At 51.1% G+C, this 16,981-nt stretch carries 18 protein-coding genes; 17 read left to right on the top strand and 1 reads right to left on the bottom strand.

Translation table 11 applies throughout. The features are described 5' to 3' along the window. Positions 1–330 precede the first annotated feature (330 nt). The 16 genes from OCU14_RS08870 (at position 331) to OCU14_RS08795 (ending at position 13,485) form a co-directional block, all read left to right on the top strand. Positions 331–948, top strand: coding sequence for an ECF transporter S component (locus OCU14_RS08870; RefSeq protein WP_261810725.1), 618 nt, complete (start codon positions 331–333; stop codon positions 946–948). Between the two features lie 38 nt (positions 949–986). Continuing rightward, positions 987–1,757: an energy-coupling factor transporter transmembrane component T gene (locus OCU14_RS08865; RefSeq protein ID WP_261810724.1), complete on the top strand. Its 771-nt coding sequence runs from the start codon at positions 987–989 to the stop codon at positions 1,755–1,757. Between the two features lie 27 nt (positions 1,758–1,784). Continuing rightward, positions 1,785–2,645, top strand: a complete 861-nt coding sequence (locus OCU14_RS08860; protein ID WP_261810723.1) for an energy-coupling factor ABC transporter ATP-binding protein — start codon at positions 1,785–1,787, stop codon at positions 2,643–2,645. Beyond that, a complete protein-coding gene (locus tag OCU14_RS08855) occupies positions 2,635–3,441 on the top strand; it encodes an energy-coupling factor ABC transporter ATP-binding protein (protein WP_261810722.1) in 807 nt (268 codons plus the stop codon). The genes OCU14_RS08860 and OCU14_RS08855 overlap by 11 nt, the downstream gene beginning before the upstream one ends. 15 nt (positions 3,442–3,456) lie before the next feature. Then, positions 3,457–4,149, top strand: coding sequence for a phosphoribosylanthranilate isomerase (locus OCU14_RS08850; protein ID WP_261810740.1), 693 nt, complete (start codon positions 3,457–3,459; stop codon positions 4,147–4,149). Next, positions 4,142–5,110 carry a carbohydrate kinase family protein gene (locus OCU14_RS08845; protein WP_261810721.1) on the top strand — a complete coding sequence of 323 codons (969 nt, stop codon included), beginning with the start codon at positions 4,142–4,144 and terminating at the stop codon, positions 5,108–5,110. The genes OCU14_RS08850 and OCU14_RS08845 overlap by 8 nt, the downstream gene beginning before the upstream one ends. A gap of 36 nt (positions 5,111–5,146) precedes the next feature. Then, on the top strand, positions 5,147–5,830 hold the full coding sequence (locus tag OCU14_RS08840; RefSeq protein ID WP_309296930.1) for an HAD family hydrolase: 684 nt from the start codon (positions 5,147–5,149) through the stop codon (positions 5,828–5,830). Then, the gene (locus tag OCU14_RS08835) at positions 5,814–7,010 is read left to right on the top strand and encodes an iron-containing alcohol dehydrogenase (RefSeq protein WP_261810720.1); all 1,197 of its coding nucleotides are present in this window, start codon (positions 5,814–5,816) and stop codon (positions 7,008–7,010) included. The genes OCU14_RS08840 and OCU14_RS08835 overlap by 17 nt, the downstream gene beginning before the upstream one ends. Positions 7,011–7,028: 18 nt before the next feature. Further along, positions 7,029–8,468 carry an MFS transporter gene (locus OCU14_RS08830; protein WP_261810719.1) on the top strand — a complete coding sequence of 480 codons (1,440 nt, stop codon included), beginning with the start codon at positions 7,029–7,031 and terminating at the stop codon, positions 8,466–8,468. A gap of 28 nt (positions 8,469–8,496) precedes the next feature. Continuing rightward, entirely contained in the window at positions 8,497–9,453 is a 957-nt protein-coding gene (locus OCU14_RS08825; RefSeq protein ID WP_261810718.1) for a nucleoside hydrolase, read from the top strand. A gap of 439 nt (positions 9,454–9,892) precedes the next feature. Next, positions 9,893–10,450 carry a sigma-70 RNA polymerase sigma factor region 4 domain-containing protein gene (locus tag OCU14_RS08820; RefSeq protein WP_261810717.1) on the top strand — a complete coding sequence of 186 codons (558 nt, stop codon included), beginning with the start codon at positions 9,893–9,895 and terminating at the stop codon, positions 10,448–10,450. A 105-nt stretch (positions 10,451–10,555) separates the two neighbouring features. Beyond that, positions 10,556–10,753, top strand: a complete 198-nt coding sequence (locus OCU14_RS08815; protein ID WP_057878444.1) for a hypothetical protein — start codon at positions 10,556–10,558, stop codon at positions 10,751–10,753. A 34-nt stretch (positions 10,754–10,787) separates the two neighbouring features. Then, a complete protein-coding gene (locus OCU14_RS08810; RefSeq protein ID WP_261810716.1) occupies positions 10,788–11,027 on the top strand; it encodes a DUF2922 domain-containing protein in 240 nt (79 codons plus the stop codon). Between the two features lie 147 nt (positions 11,028–11,174). Then, positions 11,175–12,416 (top strand): AAA family ATPase, encoded by a 1,242-nt coding sequence (locus tag OCU14_RS08805; RefSeq protein WP_261810715.1) that lies wholly within the window; start codon positions 11,175–11,177, stop codon positions 12,414–12,416. Between the two features lie 4 nt (positions 12,417–12,420). Continuing rightward, entirely contained in the window at positions 12,421–13,095 is a 675-nt protein-coding gene (locus OCU14_RS08800; RefSeq protein ID WP_261810714.1) for an RloB family protein, read from the top strand. A gap of 120 nt (positions 13,096–13,215) precedes the next feature. Beyond that, on the top strand, positions 13,216–13,485 hold the full coding sequence (locus tag OCU14_RS08795; RefSeq protein ID WP_261810713.1) for a hypothetical protein: 270 nt from the start codon (positions 13,216–13,218) through the stop codon (positions 13,483–13,485). 82 nt (positions 13,486–13,567) lie between these two features. Here OCU14_RS08795 and OCU14_RS08790 read toward each other — a convergent pair whose 3' ends face one another. After that, complete coding sequence (locus OCU14_RS08790) at positions 13,568–14,476, bottom strand: LysR family transcriptional regulator (protein ID WP_261810712.1); 909 nt, start codon at positions 14,474–14,476, stop codon at positions 13,568–13,570. 206 nt (positions 14,477–14,682) lie between these two features. Between OCU14_RS08790 and OCU14_RS08785 the strand changes: the two genes are divergently transcribed. Continuing rightward, a complete protein-coding gene (locus OCU14_RS08785) occupies positions 14,683–15,894 on the top strand; it encodes an aminotransferase-like domain-containing protein (protein ID WP_261810711.1) in 1,212 nt (403 codons plus the stop codon). Positions 15,895–16,981: the final 1,087 nt, after the last annotated feature.

Here is a 16,981-nt window from a genome sequence, read left to right as displayed (position 1 = left end):
TGTAAAACGGTTTATTCGCTGGCAAACATTGATATGACGCTGTTTCAGGGCCTATTAAACACGGAATGAATGACTAATATGTTTATTTATTTGACCCCACATCCCTAGCGTATTTTATTCGAATTATTTTTGCAAGCCTTTTCGCAAAGCCAAGTCAGGTGGCGCTTGCGTTTCCGCCGAAATTCAGTTTGAAAGGCGTGCATGCGCAACCATTATCCAACACAACTTTTGATTGACAATCATAAATCGTGATGGTAAATTGACCGTGAAAGCACTTTCGGAAACTGCTTTCCTAAAGTTAGCACAGAATCAGAAATTTTAAAAGGGGGGATGAATTTTGACAAAAAAAGTGCACTATCCAGAAGTGTGAAGGTGCAGTCGGCAACGAAGTCCTTGGTGCTTATCCCAATCGCTGTCGGCATTAACCTCATTGGGGGGACGTTATGTTCAACCCTGAAATTACCACTCTTTCTGGATATGATTGGAACCATTGTTATCGCGGTGTTGTCCGGCCCGTGGGTGGCCGCCCTGTGTGGGTTGTTAACTAACTTGTTCTTGGCGCTAGTTGCTAACCCCGTCTATCTGCCATACGCCTTAGTCAGTGTTCTCTGCGGGCTAGTCACGGGGTACTTAATCAAGGCAGGTCTGTTCCGTAACAAGTTTGGGGTTGTGGTGACCTGGTTGGCGGTGACGCTAACCAATACCGTTTCCGCCTCGCTGATTACCATTTTCGTTTATGGTGGGGCCACCGGGGTGAATAGTACCTCGTTGGTCACGGCAGCTTTGCTCGCCACCACCAAGAAAATTATGTTCTCAGTCTTCTCGTCGTCGATGGTGGAGAACCTGATTGATAAGGCCATTGTGTTCGTGATTGCCTACCTCATCATCCAACGGATTCCAAAGAAGTTCCTGAGTCAGTACTCGTCGAGCTTGGGTGACGACGACTAGCAATCAACTGTTAATTCTTTTTGAGAGGGGGAAGTCCCGTGGGTAGTGGAGAACCAGTCAAAAGTCCAATCGAGAAATTGAATCCGCTTACAAAGATGCTGGCCATTTTCTGTTTGGGACTCGCAACACTAATTTATCCGAATTCCTGGTTGGGATTAGGAATTGTGATTGTCCTCTTTGGGGTAGCAGGTATGGCTCATATCTTGAAGTCTTTCGCCAAAACAATTTTCGGTTTTGGGATTCCCATTTCACTGATGCTGTTCTTCATTCAAGGACTCTACAGTCCTAAGAACAAGACCATTATTGCAGATTTGGGATTCGCCAAGCTCGGTGAAGAAGGCCTCCTGTATGCCGCAAAGATTGTCATCACACTATTAGTTTTCTTAGCGACATTCTATATCATGAATCAAACCACTTATGCCGGGAAGATGGTAGCCGCCTTGACCAGTAGCGGAATCAATCCGCAGGTCGGTTACCTCATTCTGGCCAGTCTAAATGTGGTGCCACAGATGCATCGCCGACTAGACGTCATCAAGGAAGCCCAAGAGGCGCGTGGCGTTGAAACAACTGGCGGTCTGTGGGCCCGACTAAAGGCCTATATTCCCCTGATGGGGCCGGTCGTCATGTCATCGTTGACGGACGCCCAGGAACGGGGGATGACCCTGGAAACACGAGGGTTTGCGAACACCAACGTTAAACGGACAAGTTACATCGAAGTCACAACGTCCAAGGCGGATACATATTTACGCGCAGGCCTAATTATTTTTCTAGTAGCAGTCATTATTATTTCCATCCTGATGAGATGGTAACTTCAGTAAGACGAGGAGGGAAGCGCGTTGGACGATTTAGCAATTGAAGTGAAAGACCTTTCGTTTCGTTACCGGCAAACGACCCACGCGGCACTCAGCCACGTTAGTTTCTCGGTACCTAAGGGTAGTTTCTTCTGCATCATCGGTGGTAACGGCGTGGGGAAGTCCACGTTATGTAATACATTCGTGGGGCTGATTCCCCATTATTTCTTAGGCAAGATGGACGGGGATGTCCTCGTCAACGGTCAAAGTATCATTGACCAGTCGATTGCGGATTTGTCTTCGCAGATTGGATTGGTCTTCCAGAACCCGTTTAACCAACTCTCATACACAGCCTCAACGGTTGCCGAAGAGCTGGCTTACGGTTTAGGAAATCGCGGGGTCGCTCGCGAGGAGATGGTGACCAAGGTTGAAGCCGTTGCCAAATTAATGCGGATCGACCAGGTGTTCGACCAGAATCCGTTGGACCTCTCCGGGGGCCAGGCACAGCGTGTGGCCTTTGGATCAACTTTTATTCTCGAACCGAAGATTTTGGTGCTAGACGAATGTACCACGCAATTAGACCCCATGGGGGCTGATGAGATTTTCGCCATCGTTAAGCGCCTCAACAATGAGGGCATTACGGTGATCATGGTCGACCACGATATGGAACGGGTCGCCGAGTATGCTGACCAGGTTCTGGTCTTGGCAGATGGGTCACCAGTCTTACAAGGGGCACCAGCGGAAGTCTTTGGCGATCCGCGGTTAGCTGACTTCGGAGTTGAACCACCGGATTATGCGGCGGTCACTCAGGCCCTGGCCAAGCGCCAATTAATCCAAGATAAGTTAGGTGTCACCAAGGATCAAGCGGCAGCACTAGTGAAGGAGGGGCTCAACCATGCAGATTGACTTACAAGATTTACATTTCGGCTATCGGCCCGAACATGAAATTCTGCATGGGGTTGACCTGACGCTCGCTGGAACTGACCCCATCGCCATCATCGGTCAGAACGGGGCCGGCAAGACCACGTTAGTGAAGCAGTTCAACGGGATCTTGACGCCAACTTCCGGCCACGTTTTGATTGATGGTCAGGATGTGACCACCCAGACGACCGCCAAATGGTCCTCTAAAGTGGGTTATGTCTTTCAAAATCCTAATGACCAATTGTTCTTGGATTCGGTTCGTAAGGAGTTCGAATTTGGTCCTAAACGAATTGGCATGTCGAGTGCGGAGATTAAGCAACGGGTCGATCAGGTAGCCGAGTTAGTTGAATTGACCGATGACCTTGATACCCATCCATTTGACCTCGATGACACTCAGAAAAAGTTCTGTACTATCGGGGCCATTATCATGATGAATCCTGACGTGGTCGTGTTTGATGAGCCAACCTGTGGGCAAGACGTTCATGGGGACCACTTGTTAAATCACATCATTCAGCACCTCACAGCCGAAGGCAAACTCTGTGTCACCATTTCTCACGACATGAAGTTTGTTTCTCAGAATTTTAAACGGGTCATTGTCATGTCACAGGGAGCCGTTCAGCTGGACGGCACGCCGGAAGACGTGTTCTCCCAGACGGCTACCTTGAAGACCTGCTTCATCACGCCACCGCCACTGACCCAATTGGCCCAAACGGTGGGCTTCACCGCAACACCATTTACCACAGACGCCTTCGTACGGGCATTTGAAGAGGAAAGGAAGTAATTGATTGTGGCAAAGATGATTACGCAAATTTACGGAATTAGAACGATCGAAGATGCTCAGATGGTCATTGATTTTGGAGGCGACCACATCGGTGTGAGCTACGGCCAAGTGAAACGGACGCCAGGCCAACTAACCTGTGACCAGGCTAAGGCAATCTTCGACGCCACCGCTGGCAATGTCGTTCGCGTGGGGTTGACGGTTTCCGAGGACATCGATGAAATCACCTCAGACCTCAAGTTGGCCCTGCCAGATGTCATGCATCTCTCCGGAGATATTGAGGGTATCAGTCCCGAACAGGCCCAGACCCTAAAGGATCGCTTCCCAGGTTTGAAAATTATGCAAGCGCTACCGGTTCTAGCGGGCGTGCCTCTGACCGAGCAACCGGTCTTGGACTACGTGAAGGCGTATGAAAAGGTGGCCGACTTCTTCTTAATTGATACGAAGACGCCGGATGCCGGTGACATTGGAGCCACGGGTGAGGTTCACGACCAGCATATTGACGCTGCCATTATTGACAGTACTCAGGTACCTTGCATCATTGCGGGTGGCTTAGACGACCAGAACGTGGCGGAAGCCATTCACATTACCCATCCTTACGGCGTCGATTCCTTCAGTCTGACCAATTACGACGATGAACGAGCCAACACATTGCGGTGCAAGGATCCGCAGAAGGTTGAGGCGTTCATCAAGGCGGCGCAAAATGCCTAAGGTTTTAATTGTTGGGGATGCCAATGTCGATATCCTAGTTCACTACCCGACGGTGATTCGTGAACAGCCGAAGGAAGTTCATTTTGAGAATCCCAACCTGCAAGGTGGGGGAACGGCAGCCAATACGGCCACAGCTCTGGCCCGCTTGAATATTCCCACAGCTTTTATTGGGACAGTCGGGGCTGACTCATACGGCCGCTACGTGCAAGAAGATTTTCAGAAGAGTGGCATTGATACGACTGGGTTAATTGTCGACCCAACCCTGAATACCGTTGGGGTTTTCGCTTTTATCGATAATCAGGGTGAACGCTACCTTTGGGGATGGCCGCGCGAGAAGCGGTCCTTCAAAGTGTTAGACCCAGTGAAGGTTAACCACGACCAAGTCTTGCAGGCTGATTGGGTTCATTCTTCCGGTATGACCCTCACGTATGATACTTCGGCCCGGTCGACCATCATTGCACTCTTCAAATTAGCTTATGAGCACAACATTCCCACGTCCTTTGACCTGAATCTTAGAGTTGATAACGGCAAGCTCGATCCAAACTACGAACAAGCGGTTAAAGAAATTCTGAAGTACACCACCTACGTCCTGGGTTCGGGCGAGGAGGAATATGTCTACTTGGGTGATAGCCGGGATTGGCTGGCCAACGCCAGATCCTTGGTAACGAACTACCGCACGGTCATCGTGCGAAATGGTAGTCAGGGGTCTATGGCCTTAACGCCTGACAATCAGGTCTCGGTTCCTGCATTCAAGGTAACCGTTGAAGACACGGTCGGGGCCGGCGATGTTTATAATGCCGGGTTAATCAAGGCTTTATTGAATCAGCAAGGACTTCACGAAGCCTTGAAATTAGGCAATGCGGTGTCGGGCTATACGGTGACTAAGCAAGGGAGTCGCGCTTGTCCAACGCAAGCCCAGCTCGAGGATTTCTTAGCAGATAACGTGCTGGCAGAGTCATGACTGTCAGCGACAACCACTATTTAAGGGGGTGAGGGTATCACAAAATTTGGGACCATCCTGTGGGACTTCGACGGAACGTTGGCGGATACGGCACCAGACGTGTGGGCCTCGGTAGCCTACGCCGCGGCGGCTTTGAATGCCACATTACCAGCGGCACTCACGGCGGATCCCAGTCATTTAAGTTGGCCATTAGAGCAGTTGTTTCAACATTTGAAACCGCGACCGGATCAGCGTGATTTCGCTAAATTCGATCAGTTAGTCGCCAAACATTATCGCACGCTGAATACCTTTGACCAGACGCAACTTTATCCGGGAATCCGGGATCTACTACGGGATCTGGAAACGCGTGGTATCTGCAATGTGGTCGTCAGCCTCAAGCCTCAAGCGGCCTTGGATCGCATTGTGGTCAATAAGGATTGGCAGTCCCTATTTACCGCAGTCTATGGCATCGATTGGTTTGGCCCCCAGGCCACCAAAACAACGGCCATTCGACAGGTTTTGACTGATACCCATTACCCTGGTCCATTCCTCTACATAGGAGATTCGGGGACGGACGTGAGTGCCGCCCGAGCGAATGGATTACTGTGTTTGGGTGTAACGTACGGGGATGGTGACGTGACAACCTTGCGTCAAGAAAAGCCATGGCAGTGTGTTTCAAATGTCGATCAACTAAAAGCAAAATTATTGGGAAGGGAGCAAGAGAATGCTACAGGATTTTGAAATTCAGATTGGCACGGACTTTGTCTTCGGTCGCAACAGTATTGACCAGATCGGGGACAAACTCCAAACCATGAACGTGCACCACGTCCTCTTGCATCATGATGGTGGCGCGTTCCTCCAATCTACCGGACTCTTGGATCGGGTGAAGGCCCAATTCAAGCAGGCCGGAATTACGGTGACGGAACTAGCCGGTGTTCAGCCAAATCCGCGGCTGTCGCTAGTGCGCGAAGGGATCGCCATTGTGAAGGATCAAAACATCGACCTCATCTTTGCGATTGGTGGTGGCAGTGCCATTGACTCCGCCAAGGCAATTGGATTAGGTGCGGCCACGGACAGAGACGTCTGGGACTTCTTCACTGGTAAGGCGACTCCAACCGCCACAGTAAAGGTGGCCTCACTCGTGACCTATCCGGCGGCTGGGAGTGAGTCGAGTGCGGTTACGGTGGTTAATAACACCGAGGCCGGGCAGAAGCTCCTCGTCAGTGATCCGATCGTGCGGCCAGCAGTGGCCTTTATGGCACCGGAACTCACGAGTACCTTGCCACCATTTTTAACGGCGTGTGGGATCGTGGATATGTTCTGTCACGTGTGCGAGCGCTACTTCTCACCAGATAACGAGATTGGCGTGGTTGATCGCATGGCAGAAGGTATTCTCCGGACCATCGTTGATTTAGGACCGAAAGTTCTCAAACACCCGGCAGACTATGAGAGCCGGGCAGAACTCATGTGGATTGCGACGATTGCGCAGAACAATACAGTGGGGATGGGCCGTACCCAGGACTGGGCGACCCACGAGATTGCCAACGAGCTCAGTGCCGTTTTCGACACGCCCCATGGTGCCACGATTTCAATCATTATGGGATCTTGGATGGCTTATGCCAGTCAACAGAAACCGTATCGTTTTGCCCGCTTCGCCCGCGAAGTATTCCACGTGCCAGCGGCTGGTAAGAATGATCACGAACTGGCAACCGAGGGCATTAAACGGTTGGTCGCTTTCTTTGAACAATTGGGGATGCCAACGTCTTACAAGGACTTCGACGTGCCCACGACTGAAACAGAAAAGATGTTGGGCAACATTGCCTTTCGGGGCGATGACCAGTGTATCGGAGGCGTCGTGCGGTTGAACCGCGAAGATTGTCGCCGGATTTATCAATCAGCGTTTGACGGTAACTTATTTTAGAAAAGGATGTGTCGACCAGTGGATGAGAAGACAAAAGTAACGGGAATTCCCGTTCCCGCCGAGGGTACTGCAGAGTACGAAAAGATGAATAAGATGGCCAAAAAGGCCATTCCGTTGATTTTAATTATCTTCACGTTAGGGATTTTGGAACAACAAGCGTTTGGCATGATTTTCGTAAATATTGGGAAGCAACTGGGGTCAGAAGCCTTGGCACCACTGATCACTTCAATTCCCGGGATCGTCTTAGGAATTGTTTGTGTTATTTATGGGTCCTTAGGGGACTTCGTTTCCTTGAAGAAAATGACTATCTTCGGGACGTTACTCCTCGTGATTGGGTCTGCCATTGGGTTTATCCTGGGGCCAGTGAACATCTGGGCCGTTGTGATTGCGCGTGTGCTCCAATCAGCTGGGGGCCAAGTTGCCGGGTCAGTGTTCCTGGTGCTGGTTTCAAAGTATGTCTCAAAGCTTAGTCGGGTTATTTATTACCAAATCTTCGTGGCTGTGTTCCGGTTCTCCGCTGCCTTAGGGGTTGTGCTGGCTGGTTACGTTGAAAAGATTGACTGGCGTTGGCTCTTCGCTGCCCCAATCGTGGCCATTTTCTTCCTGCCATCATTGAGTCGGAACTTGCCTGATGAACACGCCGAAGGTGCCGAGGTTGATGGGATTGGGTTTACCCTGATTGGGTTATTCGCCGGTGCCGTTACCATGTTCTTTACCAACATGAACATCTGGTGGGCCGCCGCATCTGTTATCACCTTAATTGCCTTTATTGTTTATATTAACAAAGCTAAGAACCCATTCATCACACCAGAATTCTTTAAGAATCCAGCCTTCATCGCAACGATGTCGGTTATCTTCATTGGGTACTTCTTCAGTTACACGCTGAACGCTGGGGTTAACGCAATTGGGTTGAACGTCTACGGTATCGATTCCGCTGAAATTTCAACCTTGCTGGTTTGGTCCATCCTGTTGGCCGCTGTACTTGGTTTCTGTGGGCCACTGATTAAGAAGATGGGTCGGACGACCTCAATTATCTTGGCCTTATCCACTATGGGTCTGGGGTTAATCGCCATTGCCTTTGCCATTCCTTATGGTAAGGTTGCGGCCTTAATGATTGCCCCATGTATCTACTACTTCGGGACGTCCTTCTTCTACTCTCCAATCGTGGATACTGCGACGTTAACTGTGCCAGCCGAAGAATCCGGCCGTGTCTTGGGTCTGAATGATTTGATTCAAGCGATCACTGGGTCCATCGGGGTTTCCGTCTTCGGTGGGATGATGTCCTCCGGTGTAATGTCCGGTGGGAGTCTCTTCGGAACTAAAGCCGGGGCCGCTTCGACTTACGCCAACATCTTTATGATTGGTGGGATCATTGTCTTAGCTGCCTTAGCTATCTACATTATTTTCCACAAGACCATCTACAGTCGGGCTCGTGAAGAAGTCAAAGACGCTGAATAGTTACTGAGATCGAGGAGGAATTGAAGTTATGGCAAAGCAAAAGGTAATTCTAGATTGTGACCCAGGACATGATGACGCGCTGGCGTTGTTGATGGCCTTAGCCGCCGACAACATTGATTTGGTGGCTGTAACCACTTCTGCCGGTAATCAAAAGCCGGAGAAGACCTTCCACAATGCCCGGAAACTCTTGGCCTTGGCTGGTCGCGAGGATATTCCAGTAGCCATGGGAGCCGCAAAGCCACTCTTAAGAGACTTGATTATCGCGGAAAATGTCCACGGTAAGACGGGACTCGATGGGGCCAAGCTCCCTGAACCAACGCACGAACCACTGAAGCAATCGGCTAATGACCTGTTGGCAGAAACGCTACGCAACTCTGACGAACCCATCACACTGGTTGCGACTGGTCCGCTGACCAACATGGCGATCTTCCTGTTGTCACATCCAGAATTGAAGTCTAAGATTGCCCAGATTTCATACATGGGTGGGGCTTGCTTCGGTGGGAATATTACGCCACAAGCCGAATTCAATATCTATGTGGACCCAGAAGCTGCTGAAGTTGTGATGCAATCTGGTGTGCCACTTGCCATGTTTGGCTTGGATGTCACGTTGAAGGCCCAACTCTTCGATGAGGATATTTCCTATATCGAAAACCTTGGGAATCCTGTCGCTAAGGTAATGGCCGATCTCTTGAAGTTCTTTGCCTTAACCACGACACCACCATTCTTAGCGGGTCCCGACCACGTTGAAGGCGTGCACATGCACGATCCTTGCGCGATGGCCTATATCATTGACCCAACGCTCTTCACGACGCGCAAGAAGCATGTTGAGATTGACACCAAGGATGGTCTGTCCTTAGGGAGTACCGTCGTCGATTACGACGAAGTTTCCGGTAAGGATAAGAACGTGACGGTAGCATTCGGTGTTGACCTGCCACGGTTCCGTGATTTGGTTTACAAGTCGATGGCGTTATTTTCTAAGGATTAGAGTGTGAGCCAAGGCGGTTAGGGGACGAGCATTAACGTCGCTAAGCCGATAATCCTGGTTTTGGATTATTGGTTTAGCGGGGTTAAGCGGAATCCCCTGCCTTGGGGAACACGTTTCAGAAGCAGCAAATCAAGCAATGTAATATCAAGCGGCACCCAGAGCTCACTCTCCGGGTGCCGCTTTAGCGTTCCAAACCAAAATTAAACTTTATTTACCGCCCCAAATTTCCGTAATTACGCACCAAACGCAAATTTTCCCCAAAAGGCATTCAACTTCCCACCTCCGCGAACGAGTGTTTGCGGGGTAAGTCGTTGCCGCCGGTCGTCTCATAATTGGTCTAGATCACCGTCGAACCCCCGTTTGGCAACCCACTGAAAGTCCGGTAGGGTAGGCGTTGACCATAGCGCTATGGATCACCACCGAGAAGGGATGATTCATCATGGACAACGACGTAACTCCGGCTTACCGCTTCTTATTTACTGGCGACCACGAGGCGATCCTGTATGGCGCCTTGAAACGCCTGCACCTGACGCCCGCTCAGAACGATTACGAGGACTATCTCCAAGAGGCGCGACTCCTCTTTCCGGCAGTCTACGCTGAGTTCCCCGACGATCCGGAGACGAATCCCCATCAGTTCCTGGCCTACGCCCAACAGAAGATTACCTGGACGCTGGCGGACCAGCTCCGCCGCGACCGCCGTCAAGACGATCGGCAGGCACCCGGCGACCAGGAAGAACTCCTGACGGCCGTGCCCACGGCTGAGGACGTCCTCGCCAGCATTGGCCTGGCCGACTACCGCGCGTATCTGGTGAAATTGATTGGCGCGGCGGGCAACACCGGCGAGTGGCGCTTCCTAGTGGGCACCCTCGTCGACCAATTGACGGCCGCCGAGATTGCGACCCGGCATGGTGTGAACCTCGCCACGGTGTACCGTTGGCGGCTTTCGTTAACGCGCCGACTCATTAAACATTTAACCCCACCGGACCGATTCTTTTAACAAATTTGCGAAAACATGCGAAAAAATCGGCCCGAATTTCGTTAGTAGTAGTGTAAGGGTTGGCCAACCACTACAAAATTCAGCCCCACGGAAGGAGCACCACCCATGCAAACGAACTGGAAGAAAACGACCATCACCTTTATCTTCATCGACGACGGCGACCACCCGGTCAAGATCGCGTTACAAAACGCCATCAGCACCCCGGAAGCCACCCAGATTGCGGATTTCGGCGCGACGCTCGCGACCTTAACCGGCCTCACGTTTCGCACTGCCACCGTCTCCACCCAAAGCACCGTTGCCTAACGCCTAGCCAACTAAGAAGGGAAGTCATCCATCAATGAAAGCATTAGAAATGAGTTTTAAAGGTACCGACAAGCGCGTCAAGCACCTCCGGTTGAAGTACATCAACACCGACCTGAAGCCTAAGGAAATCGAAGCACTCATGGCCAAGATTGCGGAAGCCCGGTTGTTCGCCAAGGACGGCGGCGACCTGTACGCCGAACCCGTGAGCGCCGACATGGTCGAGACCACCAAGACCAGCCTGTTCGCGCCGGTCGTACCCGCACCAACGGTCTAACCTGACCCTGTCTAGCTGAATCACAACCTGAAAGGGCGGCCGGTCTCCGAGAGGAGATGTGGCCGCCTTTTTGGCATTTTTGAGAAATAATCTCAAATGTTTGTAAAACGTGGCAATAACAGGTATCCTTCAGAGGAGGTGATTGCCATGCTCCATCAGTTGACGATAAAAAATTTTAAATCAATTCGCGATGAGGTCACACTTGATATGACGGCGTCCGCAATTAAAGAGATTCCCGATGATGTGGTGGTGGATGCGAGCCACGAGAAGGTTTTAAAGTTGGCTGCCATTTATGGGGCGAATGCTTCGGGGAAGAGTAATGTTCTGGCTGCGCTCAAAATGATGGTCTATGCCGTGATGGTTTCTTTTTCTGATGAAGAGGCTCTTCAGCGAATTCAGCCCTACTGGTTTGAAGATCCAGCCACGCCTACGGAATTTAGTGTTCTTTTTTCCATTAATGACACGATCTATCAGTATGGCTTTAGCACTCATCAGGGACTCGTTGATGAAGAGTTCCTTTACCAGCGGGATAAGACGAAGGTTGGCGAGCGCTATCTCGAGTTGTATCGGCGTGATGAAAACGAGATAAGTGGGGCTTGGGTGGCCGCTTCTGATGTGATGGGATTGATTCAGCTGGTGCCACAAAATGCCTTGTTGTTATCGACCTTCGCACGGGTTGGGGGTTCAGCCGCAACCGAAGTTCTGAACTGGTTTAAGGACCTTCATAGCGTCGATTACGGGAATGTGGAACAAGTTCGCAATCGAAGCCACCGGATGCGATCTGATACCGCATTGCGTCCGCTCATTGCCTTGTTAGAAGATGACAAGGAGCGGGCGGCTCTTGAGCACTTTATTCAGGCGATTGATGTGGGGATTGCCAAACTAGATGTCGTCACGGCTTCTGATCCCTTGACCGAACGGCAGGATCAGAAGCGTGTCGTGAGTTACCATCGGAATCCGCGAACAGGGAAGCTCATGCAGACCCCAATTTCTGCCGAGTCTAGTGGAACTCGCAAGATGCTGGCACTTTACGTTGACTTGCATCAGACGTTGTCAGCTGGTGGCCTATTGGTTGTTGATGAATTGGACGCTCAGATCCATCCATTATTGATGCGCTATATTCTCATCATGTTCCATTCTAATGTGACCAATCCACATCATGCACAGCTGATCTTCAGTACCCAAGACATCGTGACCCTGGATAAACGTGACTTGCGACGTGATGAAATCTGGTTCGTTGACAAGGACCAGGATGGGTGTTCTGACTTGTATGCGTTGGATTCTCTGCGCGATGCCAACAATCAGAAGGTTCGCAATGACGCCAGCTATGGGAAAGATTATCTGTTGGGAAAATTCCGAGCAACGCCGAATTTGCGGCAGTTAGGATAAGCCGATGAGTCGACATATTGGGAAAAAGGCTCGACAAAAGAAGCGAGTTCTCCTTCCCGGAAGCTACTTGATTGTAAGTGAGGGGACCGTGACAGAGGTGGCCTATTTTAACGAATGGGCCAAGTTGGTTAATAAAGCCTATCAGGGTATTAGCGCAAGCCCGGTCGTCAAAGTGATGGGTTGCGGAGAAAGTAATCAGAAGCTGGTAGACTACGTGAAGCAAGAGCAGGCGCTCGACGAGAAGATTTATGAGAATGTCTGGTTAGTCTTTGACAAAGATGATTTTCCTGACGCAGATTTTAATACGGCCATTAGGACGGCTAAGAAGTTAAAGTGGCATGCAGCTTGGAGCAATAATTGTTTTGAATTGTGGTACGTGTTGCACTTTGATTACTTAACAACAGCAGTTGATCGCAAGACTTACTATGACAAGTTATCTAGAGAGCTTGGTCGTCACGGATCAGTGACTGGCTATCAGAAAAGTAATCAGAATATCTTAGCAATATTGACTCCGGAGCGTCGACAAAAGGCGATAAATCGGGCCAAAAAGCTGATGGCAAGCTATGCGGAACACCGATCGACCCCTAATTCGCAACGAAACCCAGCTACTACGGTTTACGTCCTGGTCGAAGAGTTAGAGAAATTGGTTGAAGAGGGTCGTCGCTTGCAACAGCAGTGATAGTCAAAAGTGGCAAAGCTTTTCGTGAGTTTTGTCATTACATAATGAACCGACACATTGTGACACCCCCAAAAGCTATACTGAACCCATAAACAAAACCAAAAGAGGAGAGTGCTCACAATGAAAACCATCAAACTAACCCTAGTCTCCCTAGCCACCGCCTGGTTAGCCGGTGCCGCCACCGACGCCGACGTCACGCGTCTTGCCCATGACATCACCATCTTTACACCCGAAGGCCTCGACGAAGACCCCATGACCGAACCCGACATTATCTGGTCCAACAACGATGGCAATGCCTGGTTCGACGTCGACAGTGACCTTATTGACACGCACAAGATGACCCGCGACCAGCGCAAAGCCTTCACAACCCTTGTCCTTGCCGCCCAATAACCCCGCACCACACAACGTCACATAACCAAAAAGAAACGACCCCGCAATTCATCTGCGAGGCCGTTTCTGCATACATACTCAATTATTCCCCATCACCATGCGTCAACACCTTGTCCGGATACTTAGCGGCCACATAGTCGGTAATGGCTCGCAACAGCTTGGCCGTCGACGGCGCCTTGGCCTGTTCGGCATTGACCACCAGACAGATGGTTCGGTAGAACTGCTTGTCGAACGGGTAGACGTTAACGTTCCCGGTCACGCGTTCCAACGCCAGCTCGGGCAAGATCCCCATGCCCATGCCGGCCTCGACCATCGCCAGAATGGACTGGTCGTCGATTGAGAAGCGTAGGGCGTTCGGCCGAATCTGGTAGTGGTCCAACGCGGCCTTGGTGTCCTTGTCGTAGTCGCCGCGTTGAAGGATGAAGTTCTGGTCGACCAGGTCGGCCGCCGTCACCGTCGTGCGGTTGGCAGGGACAAAGTCGCTGGACGTGATACAGTAGATTTCATCGCGCACCAGCGGCAGGACCGTCAGCTTCTCGGCAACCGGTAAGGCCGACAGCCCAAGATCCAGGCGTCCGGTCTTGACGTCGGCCGCAATCTTCCCGAAGCCGGCTTGTTCGACGTTGATGGCGATCTGCGGGTAGTCCTGGCGGAACTGCCGGATGATCGGTGGCAGCCAGTTAATGCAGACCGAGGAGAATGCCCCGATCCGCACCGATCCAGCATTCAAGCCGTGGATATTGGCTGCGGCCTGTTGGAGCCGATCCTCGGCATTGATGATCGCCTGAATCAGCGGCAGGACGCTCTGCCCGTCCGTGGTGAGCTCCACGCCGGAACGATTCCGGATGAAGAGTGGGAAGCCCAGTTCCTTTTCTAGCTGGTTGACCGAGTGGCTGATCGCAGACGGCGTCACATTGAGCGTCTGTGCGGCGCGGTAAAAGGTATGTTCTTGAACAATGGTCTGAAAGACCCGGTAAGCAAATGGTAACATCGTGCGTGACCCCCTCCGATTGGTTAAGATGAATTACATTCACGCAATTTCGAGATAGTTGAACTCGTTTTTCTGTCACCGGTATTCTATCATACTCTGTGAAAGCCAGGAAGCTTTTATTGGGTGTTGGGATAATCCGCCACCCAAGGGGGGTAGTCAGCGTGTCTGGTTGGGGCCGGGCACGACTAGAAAGGGTGAGCTCGATGATGAAAGACTTATTAGCACAACGCGTTAATCCAGATGTTCCGTCGGCGTTAAGTGGTCTCTTCCCCAAGGACGATGACCCACGCGCCATCTCCTTTGCGGCCGGGAGTCCTAACCAGGACCTGTTCCCGGTTCAGGCTATGCGCACGGCCTTCGACACCGCAATGATCAACCACGGTGCACACCTGTTTCAATACCAGACGTCGCAAGGCAACGCCGGGTTACGCGATCAGCTCGCCCGGCGGATTGGCAAATGGGGCCAGGTTCAGACGACCGGGGACCACGTAGTCTTAACGGTCGGGGGCCAACAAGCCCTCGAACTGGTAGCCAAGACGTTGTTGAATCCCGGTGATGAGGTTGTGGTGGAAGCCCCATCCTATGTGGGCGCCTTGGCCGCCTTTGACCTCTACGCTCCCACGTATTACGGCGTTCCCCTTCAAAATGATGGGATCGACCTGAATGCGTTGGAGGATACCTTGAAGCAGCATCCCAATATCAAATTACTCTACACCGTGCCGGACTACCATAATCCGACCGGGATTACCATGTCCGTGGCTAAGCGCCAACAGCTGGTGGCCTTAGCCAACAAGTATGACTTCGTGATTCTCGAGGACTCGCCTTACCGGGACCTCGGGTATGAACACCTGCCACTGCCAGCCATCAAGGCCTTCGACACCGAGGGTCGCGTCATCTTCGTCTCCAGCATGTCGAAGATACTGATGCCCGGGTTGCGGACAGGGTGGCTGGTGGCCGATGGCGACCTCCTGACGGCGATTCTGCGGGCCCGACAGGCCAGTGACCTCGAAGCCAATAACATCGTCCACGCGGCCATTGACGCCTACCTGACGGCCAATGACCTGGACGCCCACGTTGACATCTTAAAGGCCGACTACCAGCGTAAGTGTGCCGCCATGATTCAGGCCCTCGAGGACTACTTCCCCGATGAGGTCAGCTTCACGCGGCCAGAAGGCGGCTTCTTCAATTGGGTGACCTTGCCCGAGGAGCTCGATGCCGACACGCTGTTGAGCGATACGATTATCCCGCAGGCGCACGTCAGCTATGTGCCATCGACCAACTTCTACCCCGACCGCAATGTCCGCAACGGGTTCCGGCTGAGCTTCACCGGCCTGACGCCCGAAACGATTGACGAGGGGATGCACCGGCTGGGTGACCAGATTAAGACGGCCCTGCATGCGGCTAAGCCTGTCGTTTAGTGGTTGGTATCTGTTGAGACTGAGAATTGACCTATTATAGGAAAAGAGTGAACGATTCGGTGATTCGTTTACCCACTGAGAAGGTTGGTGGGTTGGGGATTGCCGGTCGTTTTTGTTTGTGTCAATTTTTGGGAGACAGAGACTTAGCGGTGAAGGTGCTATGTAGGACGGTGTTATTTGGGAAAAAGGCGTGACTTAGTCACTTGTGAGGGAGAAGTTGGGTGAATGGGTGGTGGGGATGTTAGAGAGCTTAGATGGAAGTTTGAGGGCCTTGAAGATGACTGGGCTCGATATAGGAAGTGTTTTGAAGGACAGGGTGGTAATCTTGGGATCAGAAAAGACCTGGAGTGTGTGCTCTCAGGTCTTATGGGGTGGCATTCATTATCTATGGTCGAAACGTGCTACAGCAGGCAGTCAGCTCCGCTTAACCCCAATAACGCAAGTGGCCAAGCCCGGGCCACTCACGTTATTGACGTTAATGCTCACTGACTAGCGGCCTGCTTGCGCACTCTGCAAGCAAAAAGCGCCGACGAATAAATCCGCCGACGCTCACCTTAAAGTGGTTAATTGCTTCCGTTCTCCGCGGAAGCGATCACTTTGAGGTAACTATTTCCAGTTGCCAAAAAGCATCACCCCCTTTCATTTAATTGAACACAGTGTAGATCCGAGGGAGATTCTTTGCAAGTAAAGTGACTTTCCTTAACGACACATTAAGCTTTAAAAAATCTCTAAGTATGTTATGGAATCAGCTAGTGCGTTACTAATATTTTAATAACTGGTGATAACTTTAACTTACATGACAACAATATTACAAAGAGTGGCTTATTGTTTCATTCCCACGACAAAGAAGGGTAAATCCTTGTTAAACGGGACTTATCCGTCTATAATCAATGTCGTAGTTAGGGGATAGCTAATGGCGGTTAACAATTTGTGGAATATAATTCTTAACAAATACGCTAACTTCGGTTATACTATTCTTGCTTGATAAATTACATATATTATGTTTGGAGGAGGGAGATTGCAAGAATTATCCGAACACTTATTAGAACCTCATCTGTTCCCAGAAGACCTCTAATGGTGTACGCCA

The sequence above is a fragment of the Levilactobacillus humaensis genome, assembly GCF_024345185.1.
Taxonomy (GTDB): Bacteria; Bacillota; Bacilli; order Lactobacillales; family Lactobacillaceae; genus Levilactobacillus; species Levilactobacillus humaensis.
This window is presented reverse-complemented; position numbering and strand designations above follow the sequence as displayed.